We start from the raw sequence: 12208 nt of genomic DNA on the forward strand, positions 1-12208 counted from the left end.
ATGACACGCCGGCCACGCACACGCGGGGTCACCATCGAGGATGTCGCGCGGGCGGCCGGCGTATCCCGCCAGACGATCTCCAACGCGCTCAACGCCCCGTACCGGCTGAAGGCGGAAACACTGGAGCGGGTCTCGGCGGTCATCGAGGAGCTCGGCTACCGGCCCGACCAATCGGCACGCAGCCTGAAGTCGGGCACCAGGCGGATCATCGGCTACCCGACTCCGGTGGATGATCCGGCCAATCCCAACCCGCTGATGGGCGGCTTTCTCGAAGCGGTCGTGGCGGCGTCGGGCGAGGTGGGCTACCGCATCTTGCTGGTGCGCCCGCAGCCGGGCCAGAGCCAGGAGCAGGCGCTCGACGAACTGATCGCCGCGCGGACCGTGGACGGCTTCCTGCTGTCGGACATACTGCGCGATGACCCTCGTGTGGCCCACCTGACCGGCGCGGGCTTCCCGTTCGCCGCCTTCGGCAGGACCGCGCCCGAGCAGCCGCAGTCCTGGGTGGACGTCGACAGCGTGCAGGCGGTGATCGAGTTGGTCGGCATGGTGGTGGCCAGAGGGCACCGGCGGGTGGCCTTCCTGGCCTCCTCCTCCGGGCAGCCGTGGATGGATGACCGGCGTGACGGGTTCCTGGCCGGCGTGCGCCGCCATGGCTTGGCCGGGCAGGTGTACTCGCCGGGCGACGATCCAGACGAGATCGTCGCGGCCACCCGCGAGCTGCTGGCCGGGCGCAACCGGCCCACCGCGATCGTGGCCGGCGGCGACTGGCTCGCGCTCGGCCTCTACACGGCGGCTCGCGCCGAAGGGCTGGAGATCGGTAAGGACCTGGCCGTGGCCGCCTTCGACGACCTGCCGATCACCGGGTTCCTCCAGCCCGCGCTGACGACGGTGCGGCTGCCGCTGCGCCGCATCGCCGAGGCCCTGATCAGCCGCCTCCTCCAGATCATCGAAGACGGCGTCACCCCGCAGGCGGGGCTCTTGCTCCCCGGCGAGCTGGTGATCCGCCCGAGCCTAGGACCATGAATGCAGTTGGACTCCGGCCACGACGAGCTCGTGGCGATGTTCGCGTGGGCGCGCGACCGCGCGCTGCGCTGGGCGCATCCCGGCGGGACGCGCGGCCCGGTGAATGTTGACGAGCGGCGCCCGCACGGCACCGGCGAGGGCGTCTACCTGCCCTCCTACTGGGCCGGGTACGCGCACCGCAGTGGGTTCTACGCCCGTGACTTCGTCCACCAGGCGGCGGGCGCCCACCTGCTCGGCCTGGCCGAGGCCAACCTGGCGATGATTCGCTGCTTCGCCGCCTCGGCGACCGAAGAGCACGGCCACCGTCCGGTGTGGGCGTTCAATTTCGACGGCTCCTACCTGTCGATCGACTACCGCGGTCCCGACGAGTTCGTGAGGGAGGCGCCCGCGGTCTTCGAGCTGGTGGAATGCGTGGCGGCCCTTTACCGCTGGACCGGCGAGCGCGCCTACGTCCATGACTCCGTGCTGCGTGACTACTGCTCGAACGCGATCGCGCTTCCCGCGACCGGCCGGGGCGCGGGCATCTTCCAGGGCATCGCCAGCTACAACGAACTGAGCGGCGAGCCGCTGGCGGTGGCCGGTGACGGCATTGCCGCGCAGTACGCCGCCCACCTGGCGATGGCCGAGCTGGCCAGGGCGCGCGGCGAGGACGGCGGGCGGTTCGAGGCACTGGCCGCACGGCTGCGCCGCCATTACGAGCAGGAGTGGAACGGCGCTCGCGGCTTCACCTTCGATGGCCGGCCGGTCACCGGGTGGGGTGCGGAGAACAGTTGGTTCATGCCGTTGAAGGGTCTGTGCGAAGACCCTGCCTACCTCGACTACATCGACGCGCAGGCGAGTGGTCCCGGGCGGCCGGAGAACGTCGAGGCGTGGACGTACCTGCCCGACGTCTTCTTCCGGCACGGCAGGCAGGAGACCGCCTGGCGGTGGATGCGGGAGATCTTCCACGCCCGCACCGCCCCGCACGTCGCGGGCGGGCTCAACGGCGACTACCCGGAGGTCTCCTTCACCCTGGTCAGCCAGGTGGTGGAGGGGCTGCTCGGTGTCCGGCCGGACGCGCCGGGCAACGCGTTGACCACCCTCTCGCGGCTGCCCGCCGAGATCGGCTGGGCCGCCGTCTCCGGCATCCCGATCGGGCGGGGCAGCGTGACGGTTCGGCACGACGGCGGGCACGCCACCACGCTCACCAACCTGTCCGACCGGGTGACGTACCGGTGGACCGCCCGCTTCCCCGACGGGTCCGCCACCACCCGACACGTCCCGCCCGGCGCCACCGTCACCGCGGAACACGGCTGAGCGTATGGATCCTTCCGGCCTCGATGGCCACGGACGCACTTGTAGCCGGCCGTCCCTTACGGGAGACCTGGATCTTCACGAGTGCGCGAACAGCGCGATCGCGGGAAGGACCAGTCCGGCGGACCAGAAGCTGCAGGCCTGTACCGCGTCGAAACACCGTCGTGGCCTTCTGAACTGTGGTTTGACTGGGTTCGCAGGTACAGACAAGATCACGGCTTGTGCCTGTTCGCCTGTTCTATCTGATCACGATCCGGGTGTTCGGCTGCTGATGTTGCTGGACCGAAGCCAAGCGTCGAAGAAAGTTGAGATCATGGTGCTGCGTCATGGGGTGGCGGTGCTGCGGCGTCAGGTCGCGACGTGGACCACCGGATGGTCGAGACGGTTCTCGATGCTCGAGCCTCTCCCTTCAAGGAAGCGCCAGCAGGCGCCCGGCGTCCACCGCCACCACAGGGTCAGCTGCCGAAGATCGACGGGACCGGGCGTCGGTACGACCACCATCGACCCGGGCACCAGGTTCTCCAGGGGTGCGCTGGGGAAGTGGGCCGGGTCCAGCGGCCGCTCGGCCACGGTGACGTAGCCGGTCGCCGCCACGAACGCGGCGAAAAGGCGGTTGGTGACGGCGATCGGGTCGATGGCGAAGGCGTCGACGTGCACCTGGTGGGCCGGCGCCTCCTCTCGATAGTGGACGTCGGAGCCCATCGTGAACACCCCGCCGTCGAGGCGGACAGCGCTGGCTGCCCCGTGGGGCGGCTTCGCTGGCCCGAGCGTGCGAGTCATCCGCGGCTCGTGATCGCCGGTGCGCCCGTGCCGCTCACGCGCTCGCCATCCCTGCGCGCAGCTTGTCCATCACCTGGTCGATGCTGAAGCTCGCCGGTGTCTGGCGTGGCGGGAAGTCGGCGAGGGTCGAGAGCATGCCGGCGACGTACGACTGCGCGGGGACCACCAGCCAGGCATGGCCGATCATCCAGTCGTAATAGGTGTTGGAGGTGATGTCGGCGCGCTCGTAGGGGTCGGTGCGCAGGTTGAAGATCTTCGGTACCCGCAGCTGGGTGTACGGCTCGGCCCACACGCGCAACGTTCCTGGGGCGCGCTGCTCCAGGAACACCAGCTTCCAGTTGTGGAAGCGCAGCGCGGTGAGGTCTCCGTCGTCGGAGACGTAGAAGAAGTGCTGGCGCGGGCTCTCGGTCACCTCGCCGGTGAGATAGGGGAGTTGGTTGTAGCCGTCCAGATGCACCCGGAAGGAGGTGCCGCCGAGCTCTGCTCCCGCCTTGAGCGGCTCGGCGATGTCCGGCGCTCCGGCCGCGGCCAGGAGAGTGACGAACCAGTCGTTGTGGCTGACGATGCCGTTGAGCACGGTGCCCGCAGGGATCTTGCCCGGCCACCGCACCACGGCGGGGACGCGGTAGGCACCTTCCCAGTTGGAGTTCTTCTCGTTCCGGAACGGGGTCATGGCGCCGTCGGGCCAGGTGTTCATGTGCGGGCCGTTGCCGGTGGAGTACATGACGATCGTGTCGTCGCCGATGCCGAGCTCGTCGAGGACGTCGAGCTCGACCACGACGACAGCGTTGCTCTGGTGCCGCGGAGGGTGGCGGTGGGGGAGGCGTCCGAAACTGGCGGTCCCCTTCGGTCCCCCTTAGGGCGGTAGGCCGACCCACGGATTCGGGATCTGCTGTTGCGCCCCTGGTGGAGTGAGTAGGGCGGGTGGGACTTGAACCCACGACCCACGGATTATGAGGGGAATATCGCTTCGTGTGGGGAATAGCCCTCTGGCCTGCGGTGGAGCGCGGCCGATCGCGCCTAGCGGCGTTGATCATTCCGTGTATATTCCGGAGCGGCATGTTGTGGATCATGATTCCAGTGCCCTTTCGATGCGTTGGTTGGCGACCTCGCGCTGGCCGTCGATGCACTTGGCGTAGATCTTCAGGAGCACATCCACGCTGTGCCCGGCCCGCTCGGCGACCTCGGGGGCGTGCACGCCGGCGTTGAGCCAGAGGGATACCGCAGCGTGCCTCAGGTCGTAGGGGCGGCCCGCTAGTGGGGAGGCGACCTGTTCGGGGGTGAGCGCCAGGCGTCGGGCCTCTTGCCAGACCGTGGTGTAGGCGGTCCCGGAGAACGTGCCGCCGCCGCGGGTGTAGAAGAGTCGGCCGTCGGGAGCGGTGCCGAAGGTCTCGATGTGGGCGCGCAGGATGGTGACCAACTCCGGCGGAATCGGCACGTCGCGGTCCTCGTCTTCTTCGCGTTGCTTGAGGCCCCGCTCGTCGAAGGAACGTCCAGAGTCGGTGTAGCGGGTGCTGCTCTGCGGGCGCGTCTTGGTGGGCGTGATCTGCCCCCAGCCCTTGGCGGGGAGGATGCAGTCCTTCTTCCGCAGCCCTTGCGCTTCGGCCGGGCGCAGGCCGGCGAAGTACATGCAGGCGAACATCGCGGCCAGCATTCGCCCGCGCGTGCGCCCGATGTGCGGGACGGCGATCAGTAGGTCGCGTGCCTGCTGGGGGTTGATGACCACGCGCCGGTCCACCACGTTGTTCGACTTGGCCGGTTTCAACTTGATGCGGTCCAGAGGGTTGGCATCGAGTTCGCCGAGCTCGACGGCGTATTCCAGGGCGTGGTGGAACACCGCGCGTTTGCGCCGGAACGTCGAGAGCGCGGCCGCCTGACCGTCCAGGCGTACGGCCAACACCTCCAGAGCCGCCCGGGCATGGCGGGTCTCATTCAACTCGGTCATCGGCAGCGAGGCCGCCTCCAGCCAACGTAGTGCGGTGTCGGCCTGCGCATCAGGCTCTGCCTGGCGGTCTTTGGGGAGGAACACGTAATTGCGCAGCGCCTTGCGGAGCAACTTGGGGTCGGGTCGGCCATTGCGGCCGGTGGTCAGCGTCAGCGTGACGGCCACCAGGGTCTCGACGGTGCCTTCGCGCGACTTGGCGGCCTGGTGCGGCCACCGGACGTTCATGTAGGCCCGTGCGAACTCCAGCCAGGTGCGTGCGCTCTTGGCCTTGAGCATCGATTCGGGCAGCCCGGTGTCGGTGTCGAACCACTCGCCGCGCCGGGCGGCCTGTCGCAGGTCGGAGAGGAAGTTCTCGGCCAGTTCAGATCCGCCGAGCGTGGTGGAGCACTCCTTGCCGTCGACGGTCCAGCGCACCACGTACGACGGCTTCTTGCTGGAGGCGTTGCGCTTGATCTTCCAGAATTTGACCTGGTAGGACCGGCTCACGCGTCCACCTCGAGTTCGGTTAGCCAGGCCTCGTAGTCGGTGCGACGTATGCGGTACTCCCCGTTGGGGAGTCGGTGCAGCTTGGGCACGCGGTTGCGGGAGCGCCAGTGCTGCCAGGTTCGGCGGTGAACGCCGAGCTCGTCCAAGATCTCGTCGATGGTGAGCCACTGCGGGCTCTTGCGCCGGGCCTCGGTTGGGGGCGCCGCAGAGGGAGCACGTGAGGGGGTCGGTTGGTTACGGCGGGTGGATGCGGCCATGATGGGGGACGCTCCTTTCCAAGTCGTACGGCTGTGGGGAGTGCGGCCCCGGGCGGTGTGCTGGCAGGCCTGCGCCCGGGGCCGGTCGTACTACTCGGCGGGTTGAGGGAGCTGTACCTCGGTGTAGATCCGCACGTTGCGGCTGTTGCCTCGGCACGGCAGCGGGTCGGAGATCTCGATGACGTCGAAGGTGTGAGCGATGAGGTTGGCTGCCTGGGTGGCTTCCTCGGGCAGGCCGATGATGCGGATCTTCACGCGGGGTTCCTCCCGAGGTCAGCTGACTCTCCGTCTTCTCTCGTGCCGTACAGGGCGCCGCCAATGCGGTAGTGGCGGGAGTGCTCGGCCAGGTACGCGGCCACTGGCGGGCCGCTGGCCGGCTGGTCGGTGCGGGCCAGTTGCTCGCCGAGCCGCTCGAGTCGCTGCTTGAGCTGGCGGAGCTTGTCGCGGGCGTAGTACCAATTGCCGTCTTCGATCGCGCCGAGCAGGCGGGAGAAGAAGTCGATGGCGGAGACGGTCTCCTCCGCGATGCGGGCTTCGCGTGCGTTGTCCATCAGTTCTCGCTTTCGTCCATCAAATGCAGGCTGGCGGTGGCGTTGAAGGCGCGCTCCAGTCGGCGGGTGAGGGTGTGGGCGGCCTGGCGGGCGGCCGCCAGTTCCGCCAGGGTCTGCTCGACCGTGCTGGCGGGGTCGCCGTGGTCGTCGCCGAGCCGCCCGGAGGCCAGGTGACGCTGCAGCCGCTTGCCGATCTGTCGCAGCAGCTGGTCGAACCCTGCGATGGTGGCGCTGGCGCGGCCGAGCACGTCGTAGACGGTGGCGGGACTGGCGAGGCCGGCACCGGTGGCCGTGGCGTGGTTGAGGACACGCACGCTCTCGGACAGGGCGTCGGCGACCTGGCGGGTGTACTCGTCGCTGTGCGGGCCGTCCGACGACAACCGAATTGTCGCCGCCATCAGTTCTGACTCCCATCGTGATGGTGAGTCAGGGACTGGGTGGTGTGGGTGAAGCCAATCGGTGGCATGCTGAACATGACCAACTCCTTCCGTGAAGGTTCAGTCAGGGCTTTTGCGAGGGCTTGAGTCGGGGAAGGCCTGGCGCACTGTGCTTGCGGCTTGGGCGCTGGGCCTTCCCGTGTTTACGAGCGCATACGACGATCTGAACTTGTGCGGCAATCGTCCATGAGCCTCCTGGTCGGCCGGTCGTGCATAGGCGCATCCGCCCATGACGGTGCGCATTCTGCGCATTGGTGCGATCGTCGGCAGTGTCCCGTCGACGCCGCTGCCCCCACTCCGTTGGCCCGTGCGACCCATCTGTCGCAGGCGTAGCACAGAGCCTGATCACAACTATGCACCTTTGCTGCGCGTAAATGGGAGTGTCAGAGATGCGAATTTGTCGCACACTCTGGCCACCTCTGTCGGCGAATGGCCTACAAAAGCGCGTGGCGAACCCGTCGGAGCAGGTCAGCGCCCCCGTGTTGGCACTCCAAAAGCGATCTTCTCTACGGTGACCAAACGTCAGCACCGTCGGCGTTGCGAGCGCGGCAATAGAAGCCCTAGCCCACGTCGGACGACGATTACGCCCTCTGTCAAGTCGCCTTGTCAAGAAGAGCCGGAGCAGGTCACGATCACTCCTAAGCGAGAGATGCGTCATCGCCGCCTCCACCCCATCGGCGTCTGCCAGCGGTGCGGACGGCCCGGCCTCCGGCTGGCCCGCGGGAGGTGCCGCGGTTGCTGGCAACATGTCTCCGTGCGCGGCGTGCACGCGTTGACCGAGTGCTGGACATAGTTGTGGCTGGGCGGCAAGCTCGCTCCCAGCCTCCAGGCCGTCAACGGCATCCCGATCGTCGGGCAATACAACCAGCGAGCACTGGAGCGGCTGGCGGTCGAACAGCCACCTCCTCCGCCGATCTCCCCGCACCTGATCAACCCGGCGCAGGGAACTCTTTTCGAGGCCGAACGGGACTGGAGCCGGCTCGGGCCGCTGCAGTCGCTGCCGTCCCTGACTCCCGCCGCGCAGGCCCTGCCAAACGGCTTCCGGGCCCATGCCCGAGCCCAAGGTTGGCGCGGTGAGGTCAGCCGGGCCAGCGCCAGGACCCTGCGGATCCTGGCCGCTTGGATCGGAGTCCAAGCCCCGCTGCGCGAAGCCGACGTCCGTGCCCTGGTATCGGCCAACCCCAGCCAGGGCATCCGCGCGATCAGAGTCGTGCAGTTCCTGGCCGGACGAGGACAACTCGTCTCCGACCCCGCCCGCCAGATCAACCGCGACCAGCGCGCCATCGAACGCGTCCTCAAAGGACTGCCCGGCCATATTGAGGCCGAAGCTCGCAGATGGGTGCTGGTTCTGCGTGGCGAAGGCCGTCACCGGCATCCCACGATGTCCTACGCAACCATCCGACGCTACGTGAGTTACCTTTGGCCTGTGCTCCACCGCTGGTCCGGTCAGGTCGCCAGCCTGCGGGAGATCGTCGCCGACGACGTCCGTGCCGTGCTCGGCGAAACACAGGCACACACCGCCCGCAACCGCCACACCGCGCTGCGCAGTCTGTTCCGAGCGCTCAAGCAGGAACGACTCATCTTCCGCGACCCGGCCTGCCGGGTATCCCTGCCCAAAGTGCAGGTCCTTCCCGTTCCGATCCCCAGCGACCGGCTCCGCGGCCTGGTCGATCGGGCCCACGGGCCCCAAGCCAGACTCGTCGTTGCGTTGATTGCCGTCCATGCCCTCGGCGTTGGCGAGGTCACCCATCTCCGCCTGGCCGACCTCGACCTGTCCCGTGGCCGATTGGCCATGCAACGCGACACCGTCCGCCGCACCATCTACCTCGACGAATACACCCACACACTCGCCGATGCCTGGCTGCGCGAACGACACCGCCGCTGGCCGACCACAACCAACCCGTATCTGCTGATCAACCAGATGACCGCCCAGAACACCCAGGGCCCACCGGTATCGCGGCGCTTCCTCCACGAGGTCTTCCGCCCGGTTGGACCCACGCCGTCCAAGATCCGCCAGGATCGGCTCCTGGATGAGGCCCGCCATACCGCCGACCCCGTCCACCTGATGCGCGTGTTCGGTGTCACCGCAGGCACCGCGATGCGATACGTCTACGCGGCCCACCCCCAGAAGCGATCGAGCCTGCCCCGGAAGTGACTCCGCCGGGCGACTCCTGCCGCGTCTGGACCTTCCGGTTCGCCGATTGAGAGACTGATCTTCGTGACAGAGCTTCCTGGATTGCGCTCCCCTTCGGAAATGCGGGACTACCTCATCCGCGAGTTGAACTCGGCACTGCGCCGTCCAGGGATGTATGGCGGAGAACTGAGCATCCGGCTCATCATTGACCACCTGCTCCACCTCGAGCGCGGCGACGAAGCCTGGGCCGAAGAAATGCGATCCCTGGAGTCGCGCGGAGCCTGGACCTCGACCGGCGTGTCCGGAGCTTTCCGGAATCTGATCCCCGGCCAATACGAATACGGAATGGCCTCTGTCTACTCTGAGTTCGCCCGAGCCCGCGGCTGGCTGGAGGCCAACCGAACGCTGACGAGCGATGAGTACGACCAGATGCGAACACAGATCCCCACCTGGGCCACACGCGACCACTCCCTCAGCGAGGTGCTCAGCACGTTCGGGCCACCATCCGTCTTGTTGGGCGGCGACAACCCCTACTACGGCAAGACTTTCGGCTACCTCACCGAACCCACAGATACAGCGATGATCTTCTTTCATCTGTGGAACGGCGCTGATCCAGACGCCGAGTCGACCTGGCCGCCTCGCTACGACGAACCCGTCCTCCTGGCGATCCGCTACGGCCCGGGCGACTTCAAAACCAGCTTCACCTTCACCCCGGAAGGCAAGAAGCGCCGTCCCGCCGGCGGTTGACCCAGAAGGCCACCACCACCCACCCTGATCCACCAGCCCCGAACCCGCACCACCAAGTGCCCTCAACACCACATCGGTGCGTGAGTTCCCGCATGTCCACGACCAGGAATCGACGAACTCATGCGCTTCGTAGGTGGGCAGCCCGCCGTGCCGGGACCCGTCAGGGTCCAAGAACGGCATCCTGGCCTTGCTCACGACTGGCTCTCCGCGGCCGCCGCTGAGGTCTGCGCCGTGCCGGCCTGCTCGGGCCCTGCCGGTGCCGCCTCAGCAGCGCGCATGGCGTCGATCACGTCGTCCGGTACGTACCGGCCGCTCGTGGGCAGGACATCGCCGTAGCCGTTGGCCTTGGCCCAGGCCCGCGCCTGCTTGGTGTCGTAGTCGACGCCGGGCCGATAGCGCCGCGCCGCCGCCCCTGCAGCCCGGCGGGGCCCGCCGAGCACGCTGCGGGCCTGCACCAGCTTGGCCTTGGCCTCGTCCAGCTGCGTCTTGGCTTGGTCCACCTGGGCCTTGGCCTGGTCGAGCTTGGCGGTCAGGCGCGCGACCTCGCGCTCGGCGTCGGCGGCCAGCTGGGCCACGGCCGCCTGGCGCTCCTTGCGCCGTTCGACCTCGACCAGGCAACCGCGTAGTACCTCCACCGCGTGGTCGAGCTTGGCTCGGGCGCGTTTGACCTGAGCCTCGTCCGAGGCCTCCGCCAGGCGCAGCAGCTCGCGCAGCTCGGCGCGGGTGATGGCGGCCTGGGCCGCGGTGGTGCCCGCCGGCCGCGCGCAGCCGTTGTCGTCGATCACTAGGCCCTCGCGCGCGGCCAACCGGCGCACCGCCGTCACGGGCCAGGTGGTGACGTCGCTGATCTGGGAGACCTCGCGGCCCTGGCGCAGCAGGGCGAGTACCTGCGCCTCGCCCTGGACGGCAGCGCGGACGGGAATCGACGTAGTGGTGGTCATGGTCATCGCACACCACCGCCCAGCTCGGCGTAGCGGACGATCTGCGTGGCCAGCACGGCCAGGACGGCCAGCTCGACGAAGGAGACGATCAGCATCACGGCGGTGTGCGGGCCCGCGGCCCACACCAGGACCAGGCCGGCCGTCGGCGGCAGGCAGAACGCGGCCAGGTTCACCACCAGCTGCAGCCGTCGCCGTGAGACGCGCCGGCGGTCCGGGCTGCGGTGCTCGGTCTCCCACTCGAACATGTCGATGTCGGTGGCGTCGTCGACCAGGCCGTGCAGGCGCGGGCCCAGCCGCTCGCGCAGATAGGCCCCGATTGCGGTGATCATGTGGTCGTTGTGCAGGTGCGTCCAGCCGAGCACCAGCCCGGCCAGCGGCAGCGCCAGCAGCAGCTCCAGCCGTCCGGCCGTGGCGGTGACGGTGGCGATCGTGGCGGCAGCGGTGAGCATGGCGTACAGCAGGTTGTCCCGGAACCCGATCCGGGCCCGCTGTTCGGCTTTGAGCGCCTCGTACTCGCTCAGCAGCACCGTCACGACTGGCCCGCCCGGCCCGTCGACCGGCGTTGTTGCCGAGGTGGTGCTCAGCCCGTTCATCGGGCGGGGCACGGTTGCGCCGACGTCAGTGGTCTGCGTCATGATGGAGATCAGCCCTTTCTGATCCGTTGAGTTGGTTGGGGTTGTGCGGGCGCGCCCGCCGCGGGTGGTCTTGGCGGATTGACCGCGGTGATGCGCGCCCGTCTGGCTTTCAGGAGTTCCGGGTGGTGGGCCAGTCGATCGGCCGCCACCACACCGGCGGCAGGTGCCACCAGCCCGGCTGGCAGCGCCGCATCCGGCCGTCGGCAGCTCGGTGAGCGGCTCGGTGGGCGCGGGTGAGCAGGCGCTCGCCGGTGGCCACGCAGCACAGCGCGGTGCGCCAGTCCAGGCGGCCGGCGCGGCGGCCGCTGTCCACGACATGGATCCGTTCGACGTCGCTGGGGTGGGTGCTGAACATCCACCCGATCCAGGTGTGCCACGCGTCGTACGGCCGGTCGGCGTCGGTGAGCATCGCGGTGACGATCTGCTTGCCCGGCAGGTCCGCGGCGTCGAGGATCTCCACGGCGCGAGCGTCGGCGTCGTACTCCTCCAGCCGCATGAGGCGGGCCCGCAGCGCGGCCAGCGCCAGCATGGCGGCGAACAGCGCGGCCGCCGCCCATGACCAGCCGCTCCAGCCGGGCGTGAGCAGCGCGGTGATGACGGCGTACAGGCCACCGACGCCGTCCAGGTCCCGGGCGGCGGCTATCCAGAGCGGCAGCGCCCGCTTGTGGTGGGCCAGGTCCCGGTGGGCCAGCTCGTGGGCGAGCGTGTCGGTGCGCGCCTCGCCGATCAGGTCGTGGCCGATGGCGATCAGTGGGGCGTGCCCGCAGCGGTGACCCTCGACCGTGCTGGCGTTGTCGTTGAGCTCGGGGTCGATCACGACGCTGACGGCGGCCATCCGGCCGACGTGCTGGACGCGCCAGACCAGGCCGGCCAGCCGCTCGGAGTCGGCCTCGCCAACGTCGTCGGCCGGGCCGTAGGTGTGATGGGCGACGGGTTCGAGGGAACTCATCATGATCCTTTCGGTCGAGGGGGCAGGAGC

At 68.8% G+C, this 12208-nt stretch carries 14 protein-coding genes; 4 read left to right on the forward strand and 10 right to left on the reverse strand.

All coding sequences use genetic code 11. From position 1 onward, the window contains the following. Both EDD27_RS07140 and EDD27_RS07145 read left to right on the forward strand, forming a co-directional pair. Entirely contained in the window at positions 1–1023 is a 1023-nt protein-coding gene (locus EDD27_RS07140; protein ID WP_127931649.1) for a LacI family DNA-binding transcriptional regulator, read from the forward strand. Further along, a complete protein-coding gene (locus EDD27_RS07145) occupies positions 1024–2319 on the forward strand; it encodes a glucosidase family protein (RefSeq protein WP_127931650.1) in 1296 nt (431 codons plus the stop codon). Positions 2320–2664: 345 nt separating this feature from the next. On the opposite strand, the gene EDD27_RS07150 is transcribed toward EDD27_RS07145, so the two are convergent. From EDD27_RS07150 to EDD27_RS07175, 7 genes are all read right to left on the reverse strand, one after another. Then, entirely contained in the window at positions 2665–3096 is a 432-nt protein-coding gene (locus EDD27_RS07150) for an SUMF1/EgtB/PvdO family nonheme iron enzyme (protein WP_127931651.1), read from the reverse strand. A gap of 34 nt (positions 3097–3130) precedes the next feature. Continuing rightward, on the reverse strand, positions 3131–3874 hold the full coding sequence (locus EDD27_RS07155; RefSeq protein ID WP_206641298.1) for a sulfatase-like hydrolase/transferase: 744 nt from the start codon (positions 3872–3874) through the stop codon (positions 3131–3133). Between the two features lie 291 nt (positions 3875–4165). Then, positions 4166–5527: a tyrosine-type recombinase/integrase gene (locus EDD27_RS07160; protein ID WP_127931652.1), complete on the reverse strand. Its 1362-nt coding sequence runs from the start codon at positions 5525–5527 to the stop codon at positions 4166–4168. Then, complete coding sequence (locus EDD27_RS07165) at positions 5524–5784, reverse strand: helix-turn-helix transcriptional regulator (RefSeq protein ID WP_127931653.1); 261 nt, start codon at positions 5782–5784, stop codon at positions 5524–5526. Before EDD27_RS07165 ends, EDD27_RS07160 begins: the two co-directional genes overlap by 4 nt. 90 nt (positions 5785–5874) lie before the next feature. Continuing rightward, positions 5875–6039, reverse strand: coding sequence for a hypothetical protein (locus tag EDD27_RS53990; RefSeq protein WP_164903521.1), 165 nt, complete (start codon positions 6037–6039; stop codon positions 5875–5877). Continuing rightward, a complete protein-coding gene (locus EDD27_RS07170) occupies positions 6036–6335 on the reverse strand; it encodes a hypothetical protein (RefSeq protein ID WP_127931654.1) in 300 nt (99 codons plus the stop codon). Before EDD27_RS07170 ends, EDD27_RS53990 begins: the two co-directional genes overlap by 4 nt. Beyond that, positions 6335–6733: a hypothetical protein gene (locus EDD27_RS07175; protein WP_127931655.1), complete on the reverse strand. Its 399-nt coding sequence runs from the start codon at positions 6731–6733 to the stop codon at positions 6335–6337. Before EDD27_RS07175 ends, EDD27_RS07170 begins: the two co-directional genes overlap by 1 nt. Positions 6734–7565: 832 nt before the next feature. Between EDD27_RS07175 and EDD27_RS07180 the strand changes: the two genes are divergently transcribed. After that, positions 7566–8927, forward strand: a complete 1362-nt coding sequence (locus tag EDD27_RS07180; RefSeq protein WP_127931656.1) for a site-specific integrase — start codon at positions 7566–7568, stop codon at positions 8925–8927. Between the two features lie 99 nt (positions 8928–9026). Next, positions 9027–9653 (forward strand): hypothetical protein, encoded by a 627-nt coding sequence (locus EDD27_RS07185; RefSeq protein WP_127931657.1) that lies wholly within the window; start codon positions 9027–9029, stop codon positions 9651–9653. A gap of 191 nt (positions 9654–9844) precedes the next feature. Here EDD27_RS07185 and EDD27_RS07190 read toward each other — a convergent pair whose 3' ends face one another. The 3 genes from EDD27_RS07190 to EDD27_RS07200 all read right to left on the reverse strand — a co-directional run bounded on the left by EDD27_RS07190 (position 9845) and on the right by EDD27_RS07200 (position 12178). Further along, positions 9845–10594 carry a hypothetical protein gene (locus EDD27_RS07190; RefSeq protein ID WP_127931658.1) on the reverse strand — a complete coding sequence of 250 codons (750 nt, stop codon included), beginning with the start codon at positions 10592–10594 and terminating at the stop codon, positions 9845–9847. Between the two features lie 2 nt (positions 10595–10596). Beyond that, positions 10597–11229 (reverse strand): hypothetical protein, encoded by a 633-nt coding sequence (locus EDD27_RS07195; RefSeq protein WP_206641299.1) that lies wholly within the window; start codon positions 11227–11229, stop codon positions 10597–10599. 109 nt (positions 11230–11338) lie between these two features. Continuing rightward, positions 11339–12178: a M48 family metalloprotease gene (locus tag EDD27_RS07200; protein WP_164903522.1), complete on the reverse strand. Its 840-nt coding sequence runs from the start codon at positions 12176–12178 to the stop codon at positions 11339–11341. Positions 12179–12208: the final 30 nt, after the last annotated feature.

The sequence above is a fragment of the Nonomuraea polychroma genome (assembly GCF_004011505.1).
GTDB lineage: Bacteria > Actinomycetota > Actinomycetes > Streptosporangiales > Streptosporangiaceae > Nonomuraea > Nonomuraea polychroma.